Here is a 25,171-nt window from a genome sequence, read left to right as displayed (position 1 = left end):
TTACTCCACCGGATTTTCGTGCTTGCCGTCCGGAAGAACGACAGAACGCGCCCGCTTGCCGCGAAAATAGGACTGCACCCAGGGGTCGTCGCAGGCAAACATGTCCTGCAGCGTTCCCTCGACAAGAACCTTCTTCTGCCCCAGCACCGCAATACGGTCGCAGACGGAAAACAGGCTGTCGAGATCGTGCGTCACCATATACACGGTCAGACCGAGCGAATCGCGCAAGCGCGCAATGAGCATATCAAATTCTGCGGCGCCGATGGGATCAAGGCCAGAAGTCGGTTCATCCAGGAAAACCAGATCGGGATCGAGCGACAGCGCGCGAGCAAGTGCGGCACGTTTGATCATGCCACCGGAAAGCTCCGACGGATACTTGTCGCCCGCATCGGGCTTCAGACCGACCATCTCGATCTTGAGATAGGCCAGTTCGTCCATCAGCTTCTGCGGCAGGTCGAGATATTCACGCATCGGAAGCTGGATGTTTTCCTTGACCGTCAGACCGGAAAACAGCGCACCCTGCTGAAAAAGAACGCCAAGCCGCGTGTCGAGCTTCACCCGCTCGTCTTCGGTCGCCTTGTCGTAATCCGTGCCGAGAATGCGGATCGTGCCCGCCTGACGGGGAAGAAGACGCAGCACCGCGCGCATCAGCACCGACTTGCCAGCACCGGACGGACCGATAAAGCCGAGGATTTCGCCGCGATAAACGTCGAGATTGAGGTTCTCCAGCACGTTCTTGCCGCTGAAACCAACCGTCACGCCTTCGACGGAAAGCACCACTTCGCGGTCTTTCTCGGGCGTCTGGGCCGGTTGTAACTGTGTGGTCGGCTGGTTCAACGCGCCCTCCTCAAAAATCGATGGCTGCGTAGAAGATGGCAAACAGGCCATCGACCAGAATGACGACGAAGATCGATTTCACCACGGAGGACGTCACATGCTGGCCGAGCGATTCTGCCGAACCGCCAACCTTCATGCCTTCCACCGCAGCAACGATACCGATGATGAGCGCCATGAACGGCGCCTTGATCATGCCGGCGGCAATGGTGGATTGCTCGACCGCACCATGCAGGCGCGACAGGAACACCTCGAATGTGATGCCGGAATAAAGCAGCGCCACGACGGCAGCGCCAAAAAGCGCGGCGAAGTTGGCCAGAATGGTCAGAAGCGGCAACGCGATCGTCAACGCAACAAGCCGCGGAAACACCAGAACACCGACAGGGTTGAGGCCGATGACCTTCAACGCGTCGATTTCCTCGCGCATCTTCATGGAGCCGATTTCGGCGGTAATGGCGCTGCCAGAACGACCGGCAATCATGATCGCGGTCAGGAGAACGCCGATTTCGCGCAATTGCAGAATGCCGACGAGATCGACAACGAAGACTTCCGCGCCAAAATAGCGAAGCTGGAACGCGCCCTGCTGCGCGATGATCGCGCCGATCAGGAACGACATCAGCACGATGATCGGCACGGCGCGCACGCCCATGTGATCGATCTGGTTGACGATGGCCGCAGGCGATACGCCGCGTCCGCGCCCGAGTTTCATCTGCGCACCGCGCACCGCGGAGCCGAGAATATACATGCCGGCCAGAAAATCCGCACCGCTCTGGATCACCGCTTCGCCAACGGGTGCGAAGATGCGTTCTGCCCAGCCGCGCTTTTCAACCGGTTCGCTTGGCTGCGGCGGCTGATCGGGCAACTGGCCGATGAGGTCTTCGACACGGCTGTTGCCGTCGAGCTTGACGGTGGCGCCGCGCGCCTCAAGCTCCTGCCGCAAGCGGTGAATGATCCAGGCGCCCGTCGTATCGATGGCGTCGACGCCGGAGAGGTCGATATCGATTGCACCGCCCGGCGCACTCTTGCCGATCTTCTCCACAGCCTCGAAGACATGCGCCAGATCGCTGTTTCGCCAGGAGCCGGTCAGCGCGTAGCGAACACCCTCGCCGTGGACATTGTTGTCCTCGGAGATTGCGGCCGGGTTCGCCTGTTGCCGTCTGTCCTGTTCTTGCATAATGCTCCGAGCGAATGCAGCCTTCATGAGAATCTTAAAGGTTTCATAACGTTTTGACCTTTGACAGGCCACAGTGACGGCTGACAATTCGTAATAAATTTGGCGTCATCCCCTTCTTGTCGCTTATTCGGAAGTGAAAAATCATGCCCCGTTACCTCCAAGCCACAACCGAACGCTTTCCCGTTGCAGGAAGCTTCACCATCTCGCGCGGCAGCCGGACTCACGCCGACGTCGTAACGTGCACGATCCGCGACGGTTCCGTCACCGGTCGCGGCGAATGTGTTCCCTACCCGCGTTACGGCGAGAGCATTGAAGGCGTGATCGCCGATATCGAAGAAATGGCCGACGCCGTTTCCAATGGCCTGACACGTGCCGAACTGCAAAAGGCGATGAAGCCGGGCGCCGCCCGCAATGCGGTGGATTGTGCCTTGTGGGACCTCGAAGCCAAGACATCCGGAAAAAGCGTTGCCGATCTTGTGCTTGGCGCCGCCGCAAAACCGCTGGTCACCGCCTACACGATTTCCCTTGGCGAACCTGAGACGATGGCGGCCAAGGCGGCGGAAAATGCCGCCCGCCCGTTGTTGAAGATCAAGACCGGCACGGAGAGCGATGAAGCGCGCCTGCGTGCCGTACGCGCCGCAGCCCCCGACGCCCGCATCATCATCGACGCCAATGAAGGCTGGAATGACGGCAATATCGAATATTACCTGCGGCTGGCCGCGGAGTTGAAGATTTCGCTGATCGAACAGCCGCTTCCCGCCGACAAGGATGATATTCTCGCCCGCATCGAGCACCCTGTCCTGATCTGCGCCGACGAAAGCGTGCATTCCACCAGGGATCTGGAAGGTCTGCGCAATCGCTACGACGCAATCAACATCAAACTCGACAAGACGGGCGGACTGACGGAAGCGTTGGCGATGAAGGCGGAGGCGGATCGGCTGGGCTACACCGTCATGGTTGGCTGCATGCTCGGCACCTCGCTCGGCATGGCGCCTGCGATCTTCGCCGCACAGGACACGGCCTTTGCCGATGTCGACGGCCCCCTGCTTCTTGCAGAGGATCGCCAACCCGGCCTCATCTACGAGGGATCGCTGGTCTACCCGCCCAAACCGGAACTGTGGGGCTGACCATTCACACCATAAAAAAGGGCGCGGATTTTACACCGCGCCCTTTTTATATGAAGTCCGTGAGCTCAGGCGGCCCGTCTGCCGATCAGGCCCGGCAGGTTGACCGGCTCCATCTCGTCGGAGGCGCCCTCGGAGGCAACGTCGCTTGCCTGCATCCAGGTGATCAGTTCGAAGCTGCCATCCATGTTTTCGGCAATCGCCGTGCAGCTTTCCACCCAGTCACCGGTGTTGATGTAGCGGATGCCATCCATGTCTTCCATCACCGCATGGTGAATATGGCCACAGATCACGCCATCCACATTGTTACGGCGCGCTTCGTCGGCAACAACGCGTTGAAACTCGCCGATGAAGTTGACGGCGTGTTTGACCTGCAGCTTTGCCCAAGCCGAGAACGACCAGTAAGGCAGGCCGATACGCCGACGCACGGCTGCAATGCCGATGTTGAGCGCGATGGCCGCGTCATAGGCCCAGTCACCGAGATAGGCGAGAAGCCTTGCATTGCGCACCACCACATCGAATTCATCGCCGTGGATAACGAGGTATTTCTTGCCATCCGCCGCTTCGTGGATCATCCGCTCGGCCACTTCGATGCCGCCGAAATGCGTGCCGGGAAACTCTCGCAGGAATTCGTCATGGTTGCCTGGGATGTAAACGATGCGCGTACCCTTGCGCGCCTTGCGCAACAATTTCTGCACGACGTCGTTGCAGCCCTGCGGCCAGTACCAGCTGCGCCGCAAGCGCCAGCCGTCGATGATGTCACCGACGAGTATCAGCGTCTCGGCCTCGTGATGTTTCAGGAAGTCGAGCAGGAAATCCGTCTTGGCGGCTTTTGAGCCAAGATGGACGTCCGAAATGAAAAGCGTTCTGAACTGTCTGGGTTCACTGTGACCGGCCACGGAATTCATCCCCCTGTTCGGCTGCGTCTTCTGCGACTTTCATGCCTCTCAGAACCAGACTCGTGTTTCAGCAAAATGACAGACAGGCTTTTTTGTGACAATTCCGGCCGCGTACCTCACGAAAATGCGAATAACCCGTGCCCCGAATTTGCATGACGGAGCGGCAAATAACGGCTGTACGCACAGGCTGTTTGTTGTATGCAGGTGCCTACCAAGACAAAACAGATACGACGGTGAAAAGCATGACGTCTCAAGATAAGAACAAAACGCCCGCCACCACGGCAAAGGCCGACATTGAAGAACAGGCGCTCTTTTTTCACCGCTATCCGCGTCCAGGCAAGCTGGAAATCCAGGCGACCAAGCCGCTCGGCAACCAGCGCGATCTCGCGCTCGCTTATTCGCCGGGCGTTGCCGCACCCTGCCTCGCCATTCACGAAAACCCGGAAACCGCTGCCGATTACACGGCCCGCGCCAATCTGGTTGCGGTGATCTCGAACGGCACGGCCGTTCTCGGTCTCGGCAACATCGGCCCGCTGGCGTCGAAGCCGGTCATGGAAGGCAAGGCCGTTCTGTTCAAGAAATTCGCCGGCATCGACGTGTTCGACATCGAAATCGACGCGCCCGGTATCAACGACATGGTCTCGACCATTTCAGCACTGGAGCCGACCTTCGGCGGCATCAACCTTGAAGACATCAAGGCGCCGGAATGTTTCGAGGTAGAGCGTCAGCTTCGAGAAAAGATGAACATCCCGGTGTTCCACGACGACCAGCACGGCACGGCCATCATCGTTGCGGCAGCCGTCACCAACGCGCTGGAACTGACCGGAAAGTCACTGTCGAGCGTCAAGATCGTCGCCTCCGGCGCCGGTGCGGCCGCCCTCGCCTGCCTTAACCTTCTCGTTTCCATGGGTGCAAAGAAGGAAAACATCTGGGTCCACGACATTGAAGGCCTCGTCTATGACGGCCGCAACACGTTGATGGACGAGTGGAAGGAAGTTTACGCCCAGAAGAGCGACAAGCGCGTGCTTGCCGAAACCATTGATGGCGCAGACGTGTTCCTCGGCCTTTCGGCTGCAGGCGTGCTGAAGCCGGAACTGCTGGAGCGCATGGCGGAAAACCCGCTGATCCTGGCGCTTGCCAACCCGAACCCGGAAATCATGCCCGAGGCTGCCCGCGCTGCCCGGCCGGACGCGATGATCTGCACTGGCCGTTCGGACTTCCCGAACCAGGTCAACAACGTTCTCTGCTTCCCGTACATCTTCCGCGGCGCGCTGGATTGCGGCGCCACGACGATCAACGAAGAGATGAAGATGGCCGCCGTCGAGGCCATCGCAGCGCTGGCGCGTGAAGAAGTCTCCGAAGTTGCCGCCAAGGCCTATAGCGGCGATACGCCGGTCTTTGGCCCGAACTACCTCATCCCGTCGCCATTCGATCCGCGCCTGATCCTGCGCATCGCGCCCGCTGTTGCCCGTGCCGCGGCCGCAAGCGGTGTCGCCGCGCGTCCGATCACCGATTTCGAAGCCTATCTCGACCAGTTGAACCGCTTCGTCTGGCGTTCTGGCTTCATCATGAAGCCGATCTTCAACACGGCCAAGGTCGCGGAAAAGAAGCGCATCATCTTCGCGGAAGGCGAAGACGAACGCGTCCTGCGTGCCGCACAGGTTCTTCTCGAAGAAGGCACCGGCGTTCCGATCCTGATCGGCCGTCCGCAGATCATCGAAACGCGCCTGAAGCGTTTTGGCCTGCGTATCCGTCCGCACACCGACTTTGCCGTCGTGAACCCGGAAGACGATCCGCGTTACCGCGAATATGTCGACGACTATTTTGCCCTCGTTGGCCGTGTCGGCATCAACCCGGAAGCGGCGCGTACCATCGTTCGTACCAACAGCACGGTCATCGGCGCGCTCTCGGTAAAGCGTGGTGAAGCAGACGCCCTGATCTGCGGCCTTGAAGGCCGTTACGACCGCCACCTGCGGGACGTCAACCAGATCATCGGCAAGCAGGAAGGCGTCCGCTCCTTCGCTGGTCTCAGCCTGCTCATCACCCAGCAGGGCGCGCTGTTCCTGACGGATACCTTCGTCAATTACGAGCCGACCTCGGAAGAAGTGGCCGAAATGGCGGTACTTGCCGCCAAGGAAATCCGTCGTTTCGGCATTACGCCGAAGATCGCGCTCGCCAGCCATTCGAACTTCGGTTCGCGTGATTCAGAAAGCGCGCGCAAGATGCGCCGTGCGCTGCAGATCATCCAGAACGTGGCACCGGAACTGGAAGTGGACGGCGAAATGCAGGGTGGTTCCGCGCTTTCGGAAGCACTGCGCAAGCGCGCCATGCCGAACAGCGCACTGACGGGCGAGGCCAACCTTCTGGTCTTCCCGAACCTCGATGCCGCCAACATCACGCTCGGTGTGACCCGCACGCTGACCGAAGGTCTACATGTCGGCCCGATCCTGCTCGGCACGGCTCTGCCGGCCCATATCCTGTCGCCGTCGGTCACCTCGCGCGGCGTCGTCAACATGGCGGCTCTGGCTGTCGTTCAGGCCTCGCACCCTTCGGTGTGATGGCCTCCTGACGGGATATTAACGCAATTTTGAACGCGCTGTTGCCGCCTTGCGGCAACGGCATATGCTAAAGTCCGAAAAGACACTTTGGACTGGCAATGCCGACAGCACGGCTGACAGCATTGCCCGCAAGACCTGACGGAACGGACAAATTGACCTGCCGCAGCCGCATGACCGGCTTCTTTTTTGCGATGTTCCTTGCCGCACCCGCTGCAGCATTTGCGAACGAGGTGTGCGACACGCTCTATGCCCAGTTGCGTGAGCCACCTCGCGTCATCGGCAACACGGCGGAAGTCCGCTTCTACGCCAACGCCCTTGCCCGCCAGAACATCGCCATCCGCAGGATCAGGAACGATCTGCGTGGCTACGGCTGTTCTTCCGGCAGCATCATCACCTACGGCAGTCCGAATGCCGGTGTCTGCGCGGAAATAGGCGATGCGCTTCTCGACGCTGAACACGAGCGCGATGCCATCATCCATGATCGCGATCAGGCACTGGCAACCCAGCGCGGTGATGATCCCGGCATTCGCCGTCAGCGCATTCTGGCGGCTCTGGACGCAAATGGCTGCAGCCCGGTGGAGGCCGAACGGCCTGCCGTAACGGAACGTAACGTTACGGTATACGGGAACGCCCCGCGGTACGACCAGACGGGAATCCCCACGCAACCCGGCCTATCCGGCGAGGCCGGTCTCAGAACCCTCTGCGTGAAGACCTGCGACGGTTCATTCTTTCCGATTGCTTCCAACGCCTCGCCACTTGATTTTCGTGGACAGGCGGAGCAGTGCCGCAACATGTGCCCCGGCACGGAAACAGAACTTTATTACCACTCCATGACGGATCAGGAGACATCCGACATGGTATCGGCCGAAACCGGCAAACCCTACAAGGAACTGCCGACGGCTTTCGCCTATCGCAATGCGTCCACCCGCGCACCGGGCTGCAGCTGCAACATGGCGGCCTATCAGGACGAGATGAAAAAGCAGGAAGCGGCTGCGACGCCGGAGGCCGAAAAGCCCTACTCCAGCATCACCGACATCACGTCACCACCGGGAGACAAGGTGGCGAAGCCTGTCGAGCCCGAGGCTGCCAAGGCGCCGGAACTGCAGGTCCCGGAGCGTGAGTACGATCCGCACAACAACAAGGTGCGCGTCGTCGGCCCAAAGTTCCTGCCGGACGAAACAAGCCGCATCGATCTGAAGAACCCTGCCCTCAAGGGTATCCAGCCGCAACAGTAACAACGCTCAGCGGTTGCCCCAGCCGTTCCTGAACACCAGCTCTTCCAGTGGCAGGCGCTGGCGCCAGCCTTTGACGGCAAGTTCCGGCTCGCTATAGAGCGTGTCGACGCGGCCGAGGCAGAGCCAGGCGACGATTTCGATATGCTCGGGAATATCGAGAATGACGCGAATGTCGCTGTCATGAAAGATGCTGAGCCAGCCAACGCCGACCCCTTCAGCCCGCGCAGCAAGCCAGAGATTCTGGACGGCACAGACGGTGGAATAGACGTCCGTGCGCAGATTGTGGGTGCGTCCCAGCACCACATCGCCGCCACGGGTCGGGTCGCAGGTCACACAAATGCTGAGCGGCGCCTTGCGAAGTCCCTCCAACTTCAGACTGCGGTAAAGCGCCTGCCGCTCGCCGGAAAACATCTCCGCCGCCTCTTCATTGGCGCGGCGAAACGCCACCCAGGCCGCCTGCTTGATGGCGCCATCGGTGACAAGAGTGAAATTCCACGGCTGCATAAAACCGACGGATGGCGCGGCATGTGCGGCGGCCAGCAGACGTGTCACCAGATCATCCGGCAGCGGATCGGGCAGGAATTCGTCGCGCACATCACGGCGCGTTTCAATGGCGCGGTAAAGCGCGGCCTTGTCTTGTTCGCAAAATTCACTGGCCGGACGCATGGCCTTGCGGAAGTCTTCAGGTTGCATCGTTAATCCCCAACAATGCCGGGGCAAGACACGAGAGCGCCTCACCCATCAACAACCTTCCGCCGTCCGCGCGGGTTGGTCTATCGTATCAGGCCGGTCTTCTGACTTGGCTTCATCCACCCGCTTCGCCTTCCCGAATGACTTCAGTGGCAATCAAAGCTGGTGTCCGCCTTACAGCGCTGGGCACGTTCCGGTCTCACACCGGATTCCCGATTCTCCCGCCCCGTGGGCAGGCACCTGATGCCTGAGGTTATGGCCACGGCGGCGCGGGAATGCAAGCATCATGAATGCCGAACGGAGACATGGCTGTGGCAAACACCCAGCCTGCCCGTCTTATTGGGCCTTGAGCCGAAATCCGGCCAGCCCAAATCCTTGGGCTGGAAATATCTCTTTCATGCGTGCGCTGTGACGGAGACAGACACGCGTGCCGGCTTATCCGACAGGGAAATACCTGACATAGGCAAACTCATCCCCATCCGGTGACCAGTTGGGGGAGTTCATCGTGCCCTGCCCGCCGAAGAGATCAAACAGCGTTTCGACATTGCCGCCATCGGGGTCCATCAGCCGCACGCGCACATGAAGGTCGCGTGGATGGTCGAAGACATCGCCATCATAGGAGACGAAAACCACCTTGTCTCCCTTCGGTGACGGGTGCGGAAACCAGTCGCCATAAACGCTGTCTGTCACGCGCTCGACCGCCGAACCATCAGTGCGCACGCGCCAGATCTGCATCTGGCCGGTGCGGCTGGAGTTGAAATAGATCCACTGCCCATCGGCAGAATAATCCGGGCCGTCATTGCGCCCCTCGCCATGCGTCAGGCGGGTCTCGATACCGGTCTCGATCTCCATGGAATAGATGTCGAATACCTGATCGCGAATGCCACAATAGGCGAACTGCTTTCCATCCGGCGACCAGCCATGCCAGTAGGACGGCAGGTTTTTCGTCATCAGCCTCAGCGCGCCACCGGAGGATGGCAAAAGATAGATGGTGCTCTTGCCGAACTCCACCTTGTCCGAGAGCGCATACATCGACCCATCGGGTGAAATGCCGTGATCGTTGTTGCAGATCGTCGCAAACCCCGTGTCGACCTTCTGAGGCGAAGGATCGCCGGAAAGCGGCAGGCGATAGAGAAATCCCTCGGAATTCAAGAGCAGATACGTGCCATCAGGCGACCAGTTCGGCGCCTCGAACAGTTCCGGTGTCTGCCAGACCACCCGCGCCTGGCGTGTGCGGATATTATAGATTTCGATCGAACTGCGCATTCTGCCTCCCGCTTCGTCATCGACCCGCACTATGGCCGAAACATTTGGCGCTTGCATACCCCGAAGCTGTCTCTATGGTCACAACGTCGCAGGCACCGTCCTGCATACGAAAATTTGGAGCATGGCAACGAACCGGCACCGTCCGCGTCTGTCGCCCTCTCTCCTTCGAGGTTTCTCGATGAATACCAATGCCGATCAAGCGATCCGGTTCGGCCGTGTCGCCGCAATGCTTCCCGTCAAGAATATCCAGAAGGCCCATGATTTCTATGTGGGCGTGCTGGGCTTCACCAAAACTTTCGAAAACGGCAATCCCGTTGGCTTCATGATCCTGAAGCAGGGCAATGCTGAACTTCACCTGACCTTGCAGCCATCGCACAAGGCAGCCCCCTTCAACGTGGCGCATATGATGGTGAGCGATGTCGACGCGCTGCACGCCCTTTGCAGGGCAAACGGCCTGCGCATCATCAAGGGCCTGCAGGACAAGGACTACGGTTTGCGGGCCTTCGTTTTCGAAGACCCGGATGGCAACCGCATCGATGTCGGGCAAGCCATATAAAGGCCAGATCCGGCGGCGCGGTTCACTCCGTGCCGTTTGCCGGCGGTGAAAATGACGCGCAGCTAAAGTTGCGCGTCATAAAAAACTACCGGTCACGGAAGCGATTGGTGATCGGGTAACGCCGGTCGCGGCCGAAGTTCTTTTTGGTGATCTTAACGCCCGGCGCCGACTGGCGGCGTTTGTATTCGGCGAGATAGAGCAGATGCTCGATGCGGTGCACGGTGGCAACGTCATGACCACGCGCCACGATATCTTCAACCGACATTTCCTGCTCGACCAGGCATTCCAGAATATCATCGAGGACCGGATATGGCGGCAGCGAATCCTGGTCCGTCTGGTTGGGGCGAAGCTCGGCGGATGGCGCCTTGGAGATGATGTTCTGCGGAATGACCTCGCCCGAAGGGCCGAGGGCGCCAGGCGGCACATGGTCATTACGCCATTTCGAAATTGCGTAGACTTGCATCTTGTACAGATCCTTGATCGGGTTGAAGCCACCGTTCATGTCGCCATAAAGAGTAGCATAGCCGACCGACATTTCCGACTTGTTACCCGTCGTCACCACCATTGAGCCGAACTTGTTGGAAACGGCCATCAGGATCGTTCCACGGGCACGGCTCTGCAGGTTTTCTTCGGTAATGCCCTCTTCCGTGCCTTCGAACAGGTCCGACAGCGCCGACATGAAACCGTCCACCGGCTCGGCAATCGGCACGATATCGTAACGGCAGCCAAGTGCCCTGGCGCAGTCCGCAGCATCCTTCAGCGAATCCTCGGAAGTGTAGCGGTATGGCAGCATGATGCAGCGAACCCGCTCCTCGCCCAGCGCATCCACGGCGATTGCCGCGCAGATGGCCGAATCGATGCCGCCGGAAAGGCCGAGAACCACGCTCTTGAAGCCGTTCTTGTTGACGTAGTCGCGGAAGCCAAGCAGGCAGGCCCGGTAGTCAGCCTCTTCGCCTTCAGGAATTTTCGAGAACGGCCCGTTTTCACAGCGCCAGCCATCGCCGTTGCGCTTCCAGTCGGTAACGGCAAGCGTCGCCTCGAACTGGCTCATCTGGAAGGCCAGCGTCTTGTCGGCATTGAAGGCAAAGCTTGCGCCGTCGAACACCAGTTCGTCCTGGCCACCAAGCTGGTTGGCGAAAATCAGCGGCAAGCCGCTTTCGATCACCTGTTTCAGCGCGACCTGATGGCGAACATCGAGTTTGCCGCGATAATAGGGCGAACCGTTCGGCACCAGCAGTAGCTCGGCGCCGCTTTCCGCCAGCGTCTCGCAGACACCCATGTCGTTCCAGATTTCCTCGCAGATCGGAATGCCGATCCGCACGCCCCGGAAATTATAGGGGCCGGAAATCGAACCTTCCGAAAAGACGCGTTTTTCGTCGAACTCGCCGTAGTTGGGCAGGTCGATCTTGTCGCGCAGCGCAATGATCTTGCCACCGTCGATAAGCGCCACAGAATTGTGCCGGCCGGTCTCGCCTTGGCGCGGGAACCCAATAATCACGCCCGGCCCGCCATCGGCCGTATCCGCTGCCAGTTCTTCCACGGCCTTGAGGCAAGCTTTCAGAAAAGCCGGCTTCAAAACCAGATCTTCAGGCGGATAGCCGGAAATGAACAGCTCCGTCAGAAGCAGGAGATCGGCCCCTTGCGTTGCCGCATCGGCTCTCGCCTCACGCGCCTTGACGAGATTGCCCGCCACGTCGCCGACTGTGGGATTGAACTGCCCGACGGCAATCCGGAGATGGTTCGCAGTGGTCTGTCTGTCGCTCATGGCTCTTCATTACCGCGCTCGCGCCCGCTCCGCAACGCGGCAAATGCAGTGCGCGCATCATCTCTTGCGTTCACGCAGAGGTTATCGCGCCATCTGTGTGTGAACGCAAAGTTCATGTCGCATTCATCCCGCTTATGTGACAGTTACATGACACTTTCGCGACATACGATTCACTCCCGCTTCGTCACGTCGCACTGCATACCGGAGTTTAAGAGTTTGAGAAATTCGGCGCCTGAAACAGCGGCTTCCGAAAAGGCGAAGTCTGTCTTTTCGTTTGGCCTGGCTCGCGGCCTTTCCAACCGTGCCCTTTCCAAAGGTGCGGCGATTGCCTACACGACCGCCAATCTTGTGGTGATCTCCATTCTGCTGATTGTTGCACTGGAATGGATCGTGCGCGGCACGCTGACAGATGTTGGGCCGTTTCTCACCTCGTCCGTTCGCCCCGGCATGACAACCATTGCCTCGCTGGCGCTGCTGATTATCGCGCTCGATGCCGTTTTCGGCCGCCGTTATCTGTCGCTGATCGTCGTTGCTCCGACACTGCTGCTGGTGGCGCTGATTTCGGCACAGAAACAGACCTATCTTTCCGATCCGCTCTACCCCTCCGACCTGCTGTTCGGCCGTCAGATCGTTGAACTCCTGCCGACCATGCTGAAAGCCCAGCCGCTGGTGGCGGCACTTGTCGTCCTCGGCCTCTGCGCCGTTGTCGGAGTGCTGGTCTTTGCGTGGATCTCCGTTCGCAAACATGCGCCATCGCTGCGCTGGCGCGAGCGTGTCCTGAGCCTTGCGTTGGCCCTGCCCCTGCTGGCCGGTCTCGGTTCGCTGATGGAGTATTCACATTACTCCTGGATGCGTGACCGCCTCAACATCATCCCCATGATGTGGGACCAGAAGGAAAATTACCGTCACAACGGCTTCCTGATGGCCTTTGCCTTCAACATTCCGATGGCCAATGTCTCGGCACCCGACGGCTACAGCGAAAACACCATCGCCGAACTGATGCCTGATTCCTCCGCCTTTGCTGCCAACAAGAGCGATTACCCTGATGTCATCATGCTGATGAGTGAATCGCTGTGGGACCCGACACGACTGAAAAACGTCGAGCTTTCAGCCGATCCGATGCCGGCAATCCGCGCCAAGCAATCCGGCAACGTGTTTTCGCCGGAGTTCGGTGGCATGACGGCCAATGTGGAATTCGAGGCGCTGACCGGCTTCTCCAACGCCTTCCTGCCCTATGGCAGCATTCCCTATCAGCAATATATCCGTCGCCCAGTTCCCTCGCTCGCCAGCTTCTTCCGTGGCGAAGGTTATTCGGCCATTGCCATGCACCCGTTCCAGGAATGGTTCTGGAACCGCAAGGAAGTCTACAAGAACTTCGGTTTCGAGGAATTCCGCTCGGAAGAAACCCTGCCTCCGATGGAAAAGCGCGGCAACTTTGCCTCTGACGACGCGCTGATGGAAGAGATCATGACGACCGCGGACCAGACCGCGAACCCGCTGTTCCTCTTTGCCGTCACCCTGCAGGGACATGGCCCTTACGAGGCCGATCGTTACGCTGCCAATACCATTGGCGTCAGCGGCGATCTCTCCGCACCGGCATCGCAGGCGCTCACCACCTACACGCAGGGCGTGGTCGAAGCCGATGAATCCCTCGTCAAGCTGATGAAGTGGGCCAAGAAGCGCGACCGCGAAACCATCATCGTTCTTTTCGGCGACCATCTGCCGCCGCTTGGCCGTACCTTCATGGAAAGCGGCTATATGCCGGGCATGGTGGCAAGCCGCCGCGCGCCGCTCGACGTCATGAAAAAGGAACACGAAACGCCACTCGTCGTCTGGTCGTCGAAAAAGGGCGTGCAGAAGAACATCGGTACGATCAGCCCGTCCCTGTTGCCCTACCACATTCTCAAGACGGCAGGCTTCTCCGACCCGTTCTATACGGATACACTCGGTGAACTTCAGGACAAGTTCTCCGTCATCGACAGGCACATGCTGGTGACGAAGGAGGGCGACGCCCTGCCCGACTGGTCGATTTCACCGAAGGACGTTCCCCAGTCGGTGAGCAATTATCGCATGCTGCAATTCGATATGATGTTTGGCAAGCAATACGGCCGCGAGCGCTTCTTCCCAGGCTTCAACTGGCTGAACACGGAGCAGCAGCCGTCAGTCTGACCCCATCGGCGAGGGACGCCGGCCCGCATGGCACGGAAATCATTTGAATTCCGTCGCCATGCGGGCTTATGTCTCAGCACGTACAAAAGCCAAGCGGGGTTCCGCCGTGTCAGATATCTCCGACTATATCGTTTCGCATTTCAAACGCTCGTCCCGCGAGATTGGCGAGGTGGAGCGGCGCATTCTGGAACTGTCGCACCAGAAGAAGCTGATCTCGACGGACACGAATGCGGAGTTTTCCGCCGGCGCCAGCCTTGGTGACAAACTGGCCGATGGCATTGCCAGGGTCGGTGGCTCCTGGGGCTTCATCATCGGCTTCTGCTGTTTCCTGATCTTCTGGGCGGTGATCAACACCATCATCCTTACCACCGGTGCCTTTGACCCCTACCCGTTCATCTTCCTCAACCTGCTGCTTTCCATGCTCGCAGCCATCCAGGCGCCGATCATCATGATGTCGCAGAACCGGCAGGCGGCGCGTGACCGCTTCGAGGCCGCCAAGGACTATGAAGTCAATCTCAAGGCCGAGCTTGAGGTTCTGTCCCTGCACGAAAAGATCGACGTGAAGGTTCTGGCCGAACTCGCCCTGCTGCGGCAGGAACTGGCGCAGCTTCATAGCAAGGTAACAGACAGGAAGCTCTGAACCGGCGGCAATCTGCCCGGCGATAACAGCAGCCATTCATTTTCCACGTCGCAAAACGGAGATTGGCTGTTCCGGTTACGAATCCGTCAGAATCTTCCGCTACAGATTGACGCAGGCGTTTGTTGCATTGCACTCTTGCGGGCAAGGCAAGGGAATCAGTTCCCTCCGTCGAAAGGGCATCATGCCCGTTTCGCAGCGACGCCAGGCCGGACAACAGTTCCGGTCATCGCAAATGCATTAATGTTCCGGGGTTTTTCATGCACCAGTACGATCTGATTGTTGTCGGTAGCGGTCCGGCGGGAAGACGCGCCGCCATCCAGGCTGCCAAGCTGGAAAAAAGAGTTCTGGTCGTGGAAAAAGGCACCCGCGTTGGCGGTGTCTCGGTACACACCGGCACCATCCCCTCCAAGACGCTGCGCGAAACCGCGCTGAACCTGACGGGCTGGCGCGAGCGCGGCTTTTACGGCCGCTCCTACCGCGTCAAACAGGAAATCGATGCCGAAGACCTGCGCCGCCGCCTGCTGATAACACTCGACCACGAAGTCGAGGTTCTCGAACACCAGTTCGCCCGCAACCGCGTACAGCACATTCGCGGCACGGCAAGCTTCATCGACGCCAACACGCTGAAGGTCGTGAAGAACGATGGCGAAATCCTGAGCGTCACCGGCACCTCTATCCTGCTGACGATCGGTACCCGACCCTACCGACCGCCGCACATTCCCTTCGATGGCGAGGCCGTGATCGATTCCGACGAAATTCTCGAAATCAAGGAACTGCCGCGCTCGATGATCGTGGTTGGCGCAGGCGTCATCGGCATCGAATATGCAACCATCTTCAGCGCGCTCGACACCCAGGTAACGGTGATCGAACCGCGCGAAACCATGCTGGAATTCATCGACAAGGAAATCGTCGAGGACTTCACCTACCAGCTTCGTGATCGCAACATGAAGCTGATCTTCGGCCAGAAGGCTGAAAAGGTCGAGCGAGACGAGAGCGGCAAGTGCCTGGTATCGCTTGGCAATGGACGCGTTCTCAAAGCCGAGACCGTGCTGTTTGCCGCTGGCCGCGTCGGCGCGACCGATACGCTGAACCTTGCCGCCTGCGGACTGGAAGCCGATAGCCGTGGCCGTCTGAAGGTCGATCCCGTGACCTTCCAGACCTCCGTCCCGAACATCTATGCCGCCGGCGATATCATCGGCTTCCCAAGCCTCGCATCGACCTCGATGGAACAGGGCCGTATCGCTGCCCGCCACGCGGTTGGTGCGCCGGCTGGCGAACCGCCGCAGTTCTTCCCCTATGGTATCTACGCCGTACCGGAAATTTCCACCTGCGGCCTGACGGAAGAAGAAGTTCTCGAGCGCGGCATTCCCTATGAATGCGGCATCGCGCATTTCCGCGAAACGTCACGCGGTCACATTATGGGTCTCGACAGCGGCTTGCTGAAGATGATCTTTTCGTTGAAGACCCGCCGCCTGCTCGGCGTCCACATCGTTGGCGAAGGCGCGACCGAACTGGTGCATATCGGCCAGGCCGTGCTGAACCTCAAAGGCACGGTGGAATATTTCGTCGAAAACACCTTCAACTATCCAACCCTTGCCGAAGCCTACAAGATTGCCGGCCTGGATGCCTGGAACCGCATGGGTGAAAAGAAGGAATAGGCCGCGCTATCGCCAGTCATTATTTGCAGCCGTTACCCCGGACGTGATCCGGGGTGACAGACCCATCAAGTCGTATAAGCGCTCACCACTTGATGCTGTAACGAGCGTTCACGCCGGGACGGAAACTGTCCTCGAAGCCCTGATTGAGCGTGCCGCTGACGGTCAGATGATCGCCAAGCTTCTGTTCGACGGCAACGCCGGTCGAGAACTCATCGAAACTGTTTCGGCTGGCACCTGTCAGAACGAAGGCCGTGCCGGTCTGCGAGCGCGTCAGGCGCAGGGATTGCGAGACATCGAGACCGCTCCACTGCTGCGCGGAGCCATCATAGCGAACGGTGAAATTGCGATTGGCTTCGATATCCAGCTCTGGCGTGACGATACGCTTTTGCGACGATGTCATCGTCAGCGCACTGGAGCCGGTCAGGGCATTGAACATGACTGCCACATCGCGGGCAAGTGAAACCCCCGGCAGGTTTGTCGAAGCAATCGACATGTTGCCCCAGAACCGCACAGGCGTATCCGTCACCTGCCCTTTCCTCGAGGCATTCATACCCATTTCGAGCCCGGCGCGAATGGGCGTATCGGTCGGCAGCTTTGCCCCAAGCCGCGCCGAATAAGACCGGCTGGAATTCTTGACCGGCTTCCAAATCAGGCCGGCATCGTCAGCGTAAACTGTGCTTGCGGCAAAAAGGCTTGCAACGAAAGGCAGGCAAAAAACGAAAATTGGCGTCCGTGACGGCATATCTTGTTCCCAGGCCATTTAAGGGCGCACCGGTGCGATCCGGTTTGCACGGTAAAAGTCGAGTCCAACGAGATTGTCGGCGATGAGGGCCACCCCCTTGGGATGGCCTTGCATTTCCCTTGATGGCAGCGCGAAGCAACCAGGAAATCATGCTTGGCATTCTGCCAGATGAACGGGAGATGAACAAGCGCACATGCAGCAAAAATTATATGCGCCGCATTAAAGGCGCGGATCGTGACTGTATCGCCACGCCCGTGTCCGGTGCCTGGCTATGCAGTCAGGTCTAAAAGATCAAAAAAAACCGGCAAAACCTAGGCGTAGGTAAAAACGAATGACGGGCTCTGCTGAACACGCTCCATCACACTCTCCGCGCCGGAAAGTTGTGCGAGTGGAATGAAAAAGATCACGTCCGGTAGATTGCGGGCATCACCAGGGGTGATTTGCAGCATGCCGTTTCGCTGAAAAATAAGGCCGATCTTTTCGGCATCATCATAGCTGGCCGAAAATTGCACATTATCCTGCACCAGTTCGAAATGATCTTCACCGAAGCGCGCCTCGCCCCGAACACTGTCCCGCCCCTTGAAAATCCGTTTTTCGAGGGCTTTGACGACAGCGTTGCGCGAAACTTTACGTGTGGCGCCCAACTGGTTCATGCCGCGCTTGATGCGCCAGTCACTGAACTTGAAGAGAACACCAAACACCATCAGAACCACCACGCCGATCTGCATCCACGGCGCTTTGTTTACCCAGATGCCAGCGATCATCGTCGGAATAAGCACGACGACCGAAAGCATCCTGAGCTTTCTCCAGAGCCTTGTCTTGTCATCGACGACCTGTGCGGACGCCCCACGCATATCCTGCATCACAGCCAAAACATCCTGGCGCTGCAGTGTGAAACTGCCCCTGCCGATTACCTCATCGTGTCTCATGGGATTCCCCGCTACCATCGCAGCTTGTGGCTGCGTTCATTACAATCGCAGGACGGCTTTAGAGGATCTGGTGTGGGGCTTGTAGGGCGAAATCATACCAGTGAGCGTTTAGATGACGCGACCGTTCCAGGGTTTGAAGGGCCCGCTTCCAAAACAAAAAGGCCGCAGCTTTCGCCACGGCCTTTCGTTTGTTCAGCGTGTGCTGAAGAAGATTATTCGGCGTCGCCTTCAGCGGCCTTCTTCTTGGCCGGAGCCTTCTTCTTCGGAGCGGCTTCTTCGCCTTCAGCAGCGTCGTCAGCCTTGGCAGCAGCCTTTTTCTTGGCCGGAGCCTTCTTCTTGGTTTCGGTCGCTTCTTCAGCGTCGTCAGCCAGCAACTCTTCCTTGGAAACGGTCTTGTCCGTTACCGAGATTTCGCCGAGCAGCTTGTCGATGACCTTTTCTTCGAAGATCGGAGCGCGCAGCGAAGCGGAAGCGCCAGGCGTGTTGCGGAAGAAATCGAGGATTTCCTTCTGCTGGCCAGGGAACTGCTGAAGCTGCTGGAACAGGGCGCGCTGCATTTCTTCTTCGGTCACTTCGACGCCGGCCTTTTCGCCGATTTCGGAGAGAACGAGGCCGAGGCGAACGCGGCGTTCAGCCAGCTTGCGGTATTCTTCGCGAGCTTCTTCTTCGGTGGTGTCTTCGTCAGCAAAAGTCTTGCCGGACTGTGCGAGATCGGTGTTGATCTGGCGCCAGATGTTGTCGAACTCGGCGTCTACGAGACCAGCCGGCGTGTCGAACTTGTACATCTCGTCGAGCTGGTCGAGGATCTGACGCTTGACCTTCTGGCGGGTGACGTTGCCGTACTGGCTTTCAATCTGACCCTTGACGATTTCCTTGAGCTTTTCAGCAGACTCGAGGCCAAGCTTGGAAGCAAGTTCGTCGTTGATTTCAACGGCGCCAGCAGCAGCAACTTCCTTGACGGTGATGTCGAAGGCAGCTTCCTTGCCAGCAAGGTTTGCAGCCGGGTAATCAGCCGGGAACGTTACGGTGATGGTCTTTTCGTCGCCAGCCTTGACGCCAACGAGCTGGTCTTCGAAGCCAGGAATGAAACGGCCCGAACCGAGAACCAGTTCTGCGTCTTCAGCAGCGCCACCGTCAAAAGCAACGCCGTCGACCTTGCCGAGGTAGTTCATGGTGACGCGGTCGCCTTCAGCGGCCTTGCCCTTCTTGGTTTCGTAGGTGCGTGCGCTTTCAGCGATCTTGAGGATCTGCTCGTTGATTTCGTCTTCGGAGACTTCAACAACTTCGCGGGTAACCTTGATGCCGTCGTTGGCCTTCAGTTCAATCGCAGGAATGATTTCGTAAGCCAGCGTGAATTCGAAATCGGCTTCGCCTGCAATGATCTTGTCGGCTTCTTTTTCGTCTTCGGTCATGGCGATTGCCGGCTGCGTTGCAGACTTTTCACCACGGCTGGAGAGAATTTCAGTCGGCTTCTCGCGAACCAGTTCGTTGACGAGCTCGACCATGATCGACTTGCCGTACATCTTCTTCAGGTGGCCAACCGGTACCTTGCCCGGACGGAAACCGTTGATGCGAACCTTGTCCTTGGCGTCAACCAGGCGCTCATCCAGACGAGCCTTCATGTCGGCAGCCGGGATAACGACCTTGAGTTCGCGCTTCAGCCCTTCAGAGAGCGTTTCGATAACCTGCATTTTCTCAAACCTTCACAATCATGGCGGCGGTGCTCAGACAGCCGTTGGTTTACTTTCGAGCACTGCGCCGGAAACATGGATACCGGCCGTGACTTCAATTCTCATTGCACAAACGGCGCCGGACACCTGATATGTGCTTGGGTTCGGGAAATAATGAGCGGTATCTCGCGAACCGTCAGACCTCCCGCGCAGCAAAATGCGCCGGACCGGACCTGACGCCCCGCCCTGCTCGACCGAAACCGGATGTCCTGAGGACATCACGCCGTTCCAGCCTGCATCTCGCCGACCCATGCCTATACCGGCATACTCTGGCGCAAGCGTGGCACCGCCAAGCTTTGCTTGTGGTGCGGGTAGAGAGACTCGAACTCCCACGCCGAAGCGTTGGTACCTAAAACCAATGCGTCTACCAATTCCGCCATACCCGCACGTTGGGCGGCGGTATGTCACAATGTTCAGGAAGGGTCAAGCGCGGGTTTCCGGCCTCGTCCGTTTCCAACGAATTTTCCAGCCCGGACGAGCCGACTTCACGCTCAAAAGCCCGCAAATGATGGCTATCAGCCAGAAAGGCTCACTACGCGAACTTCGCAGCACTATATATAAGGAGCGCGCTGAAACCAGGGAAATGGTGCATGACGCTCGCCACACGTCAGTGGCATCGCGGGAATCATGTCACCTCGGACCCGCCCCCTTCCGAAAAACATACCGATTTTTAACCCTCTCCCGCGACGGGACCATCAGGTGATTGGCTGGCAGCCGGTCCAAACCACCACAATCGGGTGAAAGCCTCAATTTTGGTCACAAATTGAGCACGGAAATGCCTGAAACGGCCGAATACGCCCACTGCCTTGCAAATGATGCATAGGTGGCATCTTGCTTTGTCTGTTTTTGTTTCGATTAAAACGATTATATCTACGGCCATACAAGAGATCGAAGTTCAGCGCAGGCCACATCCTCCCAAGACGGGCCGCGGACTGGACACCACGAAAAGGAAGATGACCATGAACATTGCACGCTCGCTCACCAACTGGCGCAAGTACCGTCAGACCGTAACCGAACTCGGCCGCATGACCGACCGCGAACTGAACGACCTCGGCATTGGCCGTCAGGACATCCGTCGCGTCGCTCGCACCGCAGTCGGCATGTAATATAAAGTGTCGCCATAACTGGCGACGCGCAGAATTGACCTCCCAAAAAGGCCAGAGGCTTCCCGCCTCCGGCCTTTTCTGTTTTTTGGCGTATGACACTGCACACGCATGATGCAAACGGCATCCCAAACCTTGCGCAATCGGCAGAACTAAAGCCGCCCCAAGCCTTCAGCCAGACAGCCTCCGCACCAGGGATTCCCGTCGCTTTTCGCCCTGAAACGCAGCACAGGCGGGTTCATGAACCCTACCCCGCGCCTGACCGCCTATGACGCGGGCATTTTCGCTCAAAAAACGCGCATATGACCCCTGCAGCCGCAAAATTAGCCGACACATTGCACAAATGCATGGCAGTCGCTTAAAATCTGCACTCCAAAACATGGCTGATTGCCTCTATATAAGCCTCAACAGCCGAGAGCGCAGAACAACTTCTGAGCCGGCCGCGAAATTCAGACAACACACCAACACAACTTAGATTGAGGAAAAGAACGATGAACCCGATTCGCATTGCAAAAAACTGGATCAGCTACCGCCGCACGATGAACGAGCTCGGCAGCCTCTCCAACCAGGCTCTGAACGACATTGGCCTGACCCGTTACGACATCCGTAACGTTGCTTCCCGTTCGTTCCGCTAATCAGCGTCAAGGGTCATCCCGCTGCCCGACCTCCAGGGCGCGATGACTGAGCGACAGGTAAAAGAAACGGCGCCTCTGGCGCCGTTTTTGATTCTGGGGACAGAACGCGGTTCCGGGTCATTTCTTCCGTTATATCGTTTCTTCGGCACCGAGGCGTATCCCGCAATCAAAGACTTGATCGCACCGGTGTCAGGCGCAATGCCCGAATGAAGATCGCACATGGAGTCACGCGCACCCTCACCGCTTTTTTCTTCCGCCTCCTCCTATGAGCGCCAGCCAATGCGCGCCGCGAAAACATTTGGCGGCAACGCGCTTGCATGCTACTGCATCGGCACGAAGACGCATCCCTGAGGATTGCGCGAAACACTCACTTTAAAAAACTGCCGCGTCATGGAGGCTCATGCTTCCCGGCGGCATATGGGTTGACGATGCAAGACAAGACTTATTCCCCCATTCACGTCGTTGGTGGCGGACTGGCCGGCTCGGAAGCCGCATGGCAGATCGCACAGAGCGGCGTCCCCGTCATTCTGCACGAGATGCGCGGTGTACGCGGCACGGACGCACACAAGGGCGATACGCTGGCTGAACTCGTCTGCTCGAACTCTTTCCGCTCCGACGACGCGACTGCAAATGCCGTTGGCGTCATTCACGCCGAAATGCGCCTTGCCGGCTCGCTGATCATGGCCTGCGCCGACAAACACCAGGTTCCGGCCGGTGGCGCGCTGGCCGTCGATCGCGACGGTTTTTCGCAGGCCGTGACGGACATGCTGGAAAGTCACCCTCTGGTGACAATCGTGCGCGAAGAGGTCAACGGCCTGCCGCCGAAGGAATGGGGCAACACCATCATTGCGACCGGCCCGCTGACATCGCCCGATCTCGCCGCCGCCATTCAGTCGCAAACGGGTGAAGATGCGCTTGCATTTTTCGATGCCATTGCGCCGATCGTTCACCGCGACAGCATCAACATGGATATCTGCTGGTACCAGTCGCGCTACGACAAGGTCGGTCCGGGCGGCACCGGCAAGGACTACATCAACTGCCCGATGAATGAAGAGCAGTACAATGCCTTCATCGACGCGCTGGTCGAAGGCGATACGGTCGGCTTCAAGGAATGGGAAGGCACACCGTACTTCGATGGCTGCCTGCCAATCGAGATCATGGCCGAGCGCGGCCGCGAGACCCTGCGTCACGGCCCGATGAAGCCGATGGGGCTGACCAATTCCCACAACCCCACCGTCAAGGCTTACGCTGTCGTACAGCTTCGTCAGGACAATGCGCTCGGCACGCTCTACAATATGGTCGGCTTCCAGACGAAGCTGAAATACGGTGCGCAGGCGGATATTTTCCGCATGATCCCCGGCCTTGAAAACGCGGAGTTTGCGCGTCTCGGTGGCCTGCACCGCAACACCTATATTGATTCCCCGATTTTGCTCGATCCGTATCTCAGACTGAAATCGCGTCCGGACATCCGTTTTGCCGGCCAGATCACCGGTTGCGAGGGTTACGTCGAAAGCGCCTCGGTCGGCCTTCTGGCCGGTCGCTTCGCCGCTGCCGAGCGAAAGGGTGAGGAACTGAGCCCGCCGCCCGCGACCAGCGCGCTTGGTGCGCTTCTCAACCACATCACCGGCGGACACCTCTCCTCCACCGATGAGCCGGGCAAGCGCTCCTTCCAGCCGATGAACATCAATTTTGGCCTGTTTCCGGAACTCGCACCGGGCTCCATCGTCAAACCGGAAGGCGTCAAGCGCTTCCGTGGCAAGGACAAGACCATCATGAAGCGCCAGCTTATTGCCGCACGCGCCCTCAAGGATTGCGCCGGGTGGCTGGGTGTTGAAACTGCCGCCGACGAACAGGAAAACGTCGCAGCCTCGTAAGTTTCACGACGGCACAATCTTTTAAAAACAGGCGGGGTGCGTTTCCCACGCACCCCGTTTTGATTCCACAAACCGTATTTTTACACCTGTGGCCCTTGTCGCTCCCGGCAGGCTCAGGCAAAAAACGTTTCAAATCACATAGGCAATCCCAAGGAGATCACCGATGGATGTTCGCGCCGCTGTTGCCATTCAGGCAGGCAAACCACTGGAAGTCATGACCGTTCAGCTCGAAGGACCGCGTGCGGGCGAAGTGCTGATCGAAGTCAAGGCCACGGGCATCTGCCACACCGACGACTTTACGCTGTCGGGCGCTGACCCGGAAGGCCTGTTCCCGGCCATTCTCGGCCATGAGGGTGCCGGTATCGTCGTGGATGTCGGCCCAGGCGTCACCTCGGTCAAAAAGGGCGACCACGTTATCCCGCTCTACACGCCGGAATGCCGCGAGTGCTATTCCTGCACCTCGCGCAAGACCAACCTCTGCACCTCCATCCGTTCGACGCAGGGCCAGGGCGTGATGCCTGACGGCACCAGCCGCTTCTCGATCGGCAAGGACAAGATCCATCACTACATGGGCTGCTCGACCTTCTCGAACTTCACGGTTCTGCCGGAGATCGCCCTTGCCAAGATCAATCCCGACGCTCCGTTTGACAAGGTTTGCTACATCGGCTGCGGTGTCACCACAGGTATCGGCGCCGTCATCAACACCGCAAAGGTCGAAATCGGCTCGACGGCCATCGTCTTCGGTCTTGGCGGCATTGGCCTCAACGTGCTGCAGGGCCTGCGTCTTGCCGGTGCCGACATGATCATCGGCGTCGACATCAACCCCGAGCGCAAGGCCTGGGGCGAAAAGTTCGGCATGACGCACTTCGTCAACCCGAAGGAAGTCGGCGACGACATCGTGCCCTACCTGGTCAACATGACCAAGCGTAACGGCGACCTGATCGGCGGCGCGGATTACACCTTCGATTGCACGGGTAACACCAAGGTCATGCGTCAGGCGCTGGAAGCCTCGCACCGTGGCTGGGGCAAGTCTGTCATCATCGGCGTTGCAGGCGCTGGCCAGGAAATCTCCACCCGTCCGTTCCAGCTTGTGACCGGCCGTAACTGGATGGGCACGGCCTTCGGTGGCGCGCGTGGCCGTACCGACGTTCCGAAGATCGTCGACTGGTACATGGAAGGCAAGATCCAGATCGATCCGATGATTACCCACACCATGCCGCTCGAAGACATCAACAAGGGCTTCGAACTGATGCACAAGGGTGAATCGATCCGCGGCGTCGTCGTCTACTGATCCTCACGATCCGACCCGAACTGGCAGGCGGCGCATCTTTCGCGCCTCCTGTCCAACCGATCATAAAAATGTGATCGCACAACTCGCCGCTCAACCTCGGCACTTAACGGCCCGGTAAAATTATCGTCATAAAGCGTTGAATACGCGGCACGGTTGAAACTGCTTTCGGCCCGGCGAGACGAAACCCCGGAGAACAGACGCTGAAGACCGTTCCCATCGACAAGGATAACATCGACGCAGCCCATGCGCTGCTGGTCAAAGGTTTTCCGGAAAAAACGGCCTCCTTCTGGCGCGAAGGC

20 protein-coding genes, 1 tRNA gene and 1 riboswitch are annotated in these 25,171 nt (G+C 58.7%); of the genes, 11 read left to right on the top strand and 10 right to left on the bottom strand.

Annotated elements, in window-relative coordinates:
• Together ACIQT8_RS01880 and ACIQT8_RS01875 are read right to left on the bottom strand one after the other, a co-directional pair.
• The gene (locus ACIQT8_RS01880; protein WP_400962786.1) at nt 1–837 is read right to left on the bottom strand and encodes an ABC transporter ATP-binding protein; all 837 of its coding nucleotides are present in this window, start codon (nt 835–837) and stop codon (nt 1–3) included.
• 10 nt (nt 838–847) lie between these two features.
• Nucleotides 848–2,008 (bottom strand): ABC transporter permease, encoded by a 1,161-nt coding sequence (locus tag ACIQT8_RS01875; protein ID WP_138793147.1) that lies wholly within the window; start codon nt 2,006–2,008, stop codon nt 848–850.
• A gap of 143 nt (nt 2,009–2,151) precedes the next feature.
• Between ACIQT8_RS01875 and dgcA the strand changes: the two genes are divergently transcribed.
• A complete protein-coding gene (dgcA, locus tag ACIQT8_RS01870; protein WP_400962783.1) occupies nt 2,152–3,135 on the top strand; it encodes an N-acetyl-D-Glu racemase DgcA in 984 nt (327 codons plus the stop codon).
• 65 nt (nt 3,136–3,200) lie between these two features.
• Here dgcA and ACIQT8_RS01865 read toward each other — a convergent pair whose 3' ends face one another.
• Nucleotides 3,201–4,040 (bottom strand): UDP-2,3-diacylglucosamine diphosphatase, encoded by an 840-nt coding sequence (locus ACIQT8_RS01865; protein WP_178340831.1) that lies wholly within the window; start codon nt 4,038–4,040, stop codon nt 3,201–3,203.
• A 233-nt stretch (nt 4,041–4,273) separates the two neighbouring features.
• On the opposite strand from ACIQT8_RS01865, the gene ACIQT8_RS01860 reads away from it, so the two are divergent.
• A complete protein-coding gene (locus ACIQT8_RS01860) occupies nt 4,274–6,589 on the top strand; it encodes an NADP-dependent malic enzyme (RefSeq protein WP_138793150.1) in 2,316 nt (771 codons plus the stop codon).
• Between the two features lie 152 nt (nt 6,590–6,741).
• Complete coding sequence (locus ACIQT8_RS01855) at nt 6,742–7,824, top strand: DUF2865 domain-containing protein (protein ID WP_400964340.1); 1,083 nt, start codon at nt 6,742–6,744, stop codon at nt 7,822–7,824.
• 6 nt (nt 7,825–7,830) lie between these two features.
• Here the strand turns inward: ACIQT8_RS01855 and bluB are convergent, their stop codons facing one another.
• Together bluB and ACIQT8_RS01845 are read right to left on the bottom strand one after the other, a co-directional pair.
• Nucleotides 7,831–8,490, bottom strand: a complete 660-nt coding sequence (gene bluB, locus ACIQT8_RS01850; protein WP_400964338.1) for a 5,6-dimethylbenzimidazole synthase — start codon at nt 8,488–8,490, stop codon at nt 7,831–7,833.
• A gap of 100 nt (nt 8,491–8,590) precedes the next feature.
• Nucleotides 8,591–8,773, bottom strand: a riboswitch (cobalamin riboswitch).
• 176 nt (nt 8,774–8,949) lie between these two features.
• A complete protein-coding gene (locus ACIQT8_RS01845; protein ID WP_400962780.1) occupies nt 8,950–9,780 on the bottom strand; it encodes a hypothetical protein in 831 nt (276 codons plus the stop codon).
• A 178-nt stretch (nt 9,781–9,958) separates the two neighbouring features.
• Between ACIQT8_RS01845 and ACIQT8_RS01840 the strand changes: the two genes are divergently transcribed.
• Complete coding sequence (locus ACIQT8_RS01840; protein ID WP_400964336.1) at nt 9,959–10,336, top strand: glyoxalase superfamily protein; 378 nt, start codon at nt 9,959–9,961, stop codon at nt 10,334–10,336.
• An 85-nt stretch (nt 10,337–10,421) separates the two neighbouring features.
• On the opposite strand, the gene ACIQT8_RS01835 is transcribed toward ACIQT8_RS01840, so the two are convergent.
• Nucleotides 10,422–12,101, bottom strand: a complete 1,680-nt coding sequence (locus tag ACIQT8_RS01835) for an NAD+ synthase (RefSeq protein WP_400962777.1) — start codon at nt 12,099–12,101, stop codon at nt 10,422–10,424.
• A 216-nt stretch (nt 12,102–12,317) separates the two neighbouring features.
• On the opposite strand from ACIQT8_RS01835, the gene ACIQT8_RS01830 reads away from it, so the two are divergent.
• The 3 genes from ACIQT8_RS01830 (at nt 12,318) to sthA (ending at nt 16,568) form a co-directional block, all read left to right on the top strand.
• Nucleotides 12,318–14,270: an LTA synthase family protein gene (locus tag ACIQT8_RS01830; RefSeq protein ID WP_400962774.1), complete on the top strand. Its 1,953-nt coding sequence runs from the start codon at nt 12,318–12,320 to the stop codon at nt 14,268–14,270.
• A gap of 106 nt (nt 14,271–14,376) precedes the next feature.
• A complete protein-coding gene (locus ACIQT8_RS01825; RefSeq protein WP_138793156.1) occupies nt 14,377–14,910 on the top strand; it encodes a DUF1003 domain-containing protein in 534 nt (177 codons plus the stop codon).
• 257 nt (nt 14,911–15,167) lie between these two features.
• Nucleotides 15,168–16,568 (top strand): Si-specific NAD(P)(+) transhydrogenase, encoded by a 1,401-nt coding sequence (gene sthA / locus ACIQT8_RS01820; RefSeq protein ID WP_138793157.1) that lies wholly within the window; start codon nt 15,168–15,170, stop codon nt 16,566–16,568.
• 82 nt (nt 16,569–16,650) lie between these two features.
• Here the strand turns inward: sthA and ACIQT8_RS01815 are convergent, their stop codons facing one another.
• From ACIQT8_RS01815 to ACIQT8_RS01800, 4 genes are all read right to left on the bottom strand, one after another.
• Nucleotides 16,651–17,310 carry a hypothetical protein gene (locus ACIQT8_RS01815; RefSeq protein ID WP_400962770.1) on the bottom strand — a complete coding sequence of 220 codons (660 nt, stop codon included), beginning with the start codon at nt 17,308–17,310 and terminating at the stop codon, nt 16,651–16,653.
• Between the two features lie 311 nt (nt 17,311–17,621).
• Nucleotides 17,622–18,239: a hypothetical protein gene (locus ACIQT8_RS01810; RefSeq protein WP_400962768.1), complete on the bottom strand. Its 618-nt coding sequence runs from the start codon at nt 18,237–18,239 to the stop codon at nt 17,622–17,624.
• 212 nt (nt 18,240–18,451) lie between these two features.
• Entirely contained in the window at nt 18,452–19,930 is a 1,479-nt protein-coding gene (gene tig / locus ACIQT8_RS01805) for a trigger factor (protein WP_138793160.1), read from the bottom strand.
• 342 nt (nt 19,931–20,272) lie between these two features.
• A tRNA-Leu gene (locus ACIQT8_RS01800) sits at nt 20,273–20,355 on the bottom strand.
• 573 nt (nt 20,356–20,928) lie between these two features.
• Between ACIQT8_RS01800 and ACIQT8_RS01795 the strand changes: the two genes are divergently transcribed.
• The 4 genes from ACIQT8_RS01795 (at nt 20,929) to ACIQT8_RS01780 (ending at nt 24,872) form a co-directional block, all read left to right on the top strand.
• Entirely contained in the window at nt 20,929–21,075 is a 147-nt protein-coding gene (locus ACIQT8_RS01795) for a DUF1127 domain-containing protein (protein WP_178340833.1), read from the top strand.
• Between the two features lie 488 nt (nt 21,076–21,563).
• Nucleotides 21,564–21,707, top strand: a complete 144-nt coding sequence (locus tag ACIQT8_RS01790; protein WP_138793161.1) for a DUF1127 domain-containing protein — start codon at nt 21,564–21,566, stop codon at nt 21,705–21,707.
• A gap of 428 nt (nt 21,708–22,135) precedes the next feature.
• The gene (gene trmFO, locus ACIQT8_RS01785; protein WP_138793162.1) at nt 22,136–23,581 is read left to right on the top strand and encodes a methylenetetrahydrofolate--tRNA-(uracil(54)-C(5))-methyltransferase (FADH(2)-oxidizing) TrmFO; all 1,446 of its coding nucleotides are present in this window, start codon (nt 22,136–22,138) and stop codon (nt 23,579–23,581) included.
• A 163-nt stretch (nt 23,582–23,744) separates the two neighbouring features.
• Nucleotides 23,745–24,872 carry an S-(hydroxymethyl)glutathione dehydrogenase/class III alcohol dehydrogenase gene (locus ACIQT8_RS01780; RefSeq protein WP_262526101.1) on the top strand — a complete coding sequence of 376 codons (1,128 nt, stop codon included), beginning with the start codon at nt 23,745–23,747 and terminating at the stop codon, nt 24,870–24,872.
• Nucleotides 24,873–25,171 lie beyond the last annotated feature (299 nt).

The sequence above is a fragment of the Agrobacterium sp. NPDC090273 genome, from assembly GCF_044772305.1.
GTDB lineage: Bacteria > Pseudomonadota > Alphaproteobacteria > Rhizobiales > Rhizobiaceae > Agrobacterium.
Note: the sequence above shows the minus strand (reverse complement) of the source record. Positions and strands in the feature narration are given on the sequence as shown.

Bases quoted from the DNA above. Each gene is read 5' to 3' on its own strand.
- ACIQT8_RS01815 (WP_400962770.1), bottom strand. From the start codon at position 17,310: ATGCCGTCACGGACGCCAATTTTCGTTTTTTGCCTGCCTTTCGTTGCA.
- ACIQT8_RS01860 (WP_138793150.1), top strand. From the start codon at position 4,274: ATGACGTCTCAAGATAAGAACAAAACGCCCGCCACCACGGCAAAGGCC.
- ACIQT8_RS01810 (WP_400962768.1), bottom strand. From the start codon at position 18,239: ATGAGACACGATGAGGTAATCGGCAGGGGCAGTTTCACACTGCAGCGC.
- ACIQT8_RS01790 (WP_138793161.1), top strand. From the start codon at position 21,564: ATGAACCCGATTCGCATTGCAAAAAACTGGATCAGCTACCGCCGCACG.
- ACIQT8_RS01875 (WP_138793147.1), bottom strand. From the start codon at position 2,008: ATGCAAGAACAGGACAGACGGCAACAGGCGAACCCGGCCGCAATCTCC.
- dgcA (WP_400962783.1), top strand. From the start codon at position 2,152: ATGCCCCGTTACCTCCAAGCCACAACCGAACGCTTTCCCGTTGCAGGA.
- ACIQT8_RS01780 (WP_262526101.1), top strand. From the start codon at position 23,745: ATGGATGTTCGCGCCGCTGTTGCCATTCAGGCAGGCAAACCACTGGAA.
- sthA (WP_138793157.1), top strand. From the start codon at position 15,168: ATGCACCAGTACGATCTGATTGTTGTCGGTAGCGGTCCGGCGGGAAGA.
- tig (WP_138793160.1), bottom strand. From the start codon at position 19,930: ATGCAGGTTATCGAAACGCTCTCTGAAGGGCTGAAGCGCGAACTCAAG.
- ACIQT8_RS01835 (WP_400962777.1), bottom strand. From the start codon at position 12,101: ATGAGCGACAGACAGACCACTGCGAACCATCTCCGGATTGCCGTCGGG.
- bluB (WP_400964338.1), bottom strand. From the start codon at position 8,490: ATGCGTCCGGCCAGTGAATTTTGCGAACAAGACAAGGCCGCGCTTTAC.
- ACIQT8_RS01795 (WP_178340833.1), top strand. From the start codon at position 20,929: ATGAACATTGCACGCTCGCTCACCAACTGGCGCAAGTACCGTCAGACC.
- ACIQT8_RS01840 (WP_400964336.1), top strand. From the start codon at position 9,959: ATGAATACCAATGCCGATCAAGCGATCCGGTTCGGCCGTGTCGCCGCA.
- ACIQT8_RS01865 (WP_178340831.1), bottom strand. From the start codon at position 4,040: ATGAATTCCGTGGCCGGTCACAGTGAACCCAGACAGTTCAGAACGCTT.
- ACIQT8_RS01845 (WP_400962780.1), bottom strand. From the start codon at position 9,780: ATGCGCAGTTCGATCGAAATCTATAATATCCGCACACGCCAGGCGCGG.
- trmFO (WP_138793162.1), top strand. From the start codon at position 22,136: ATGCAAGACAAGACTTATTCCCCCATTCACGTCGTTGGTGGCGGACTG.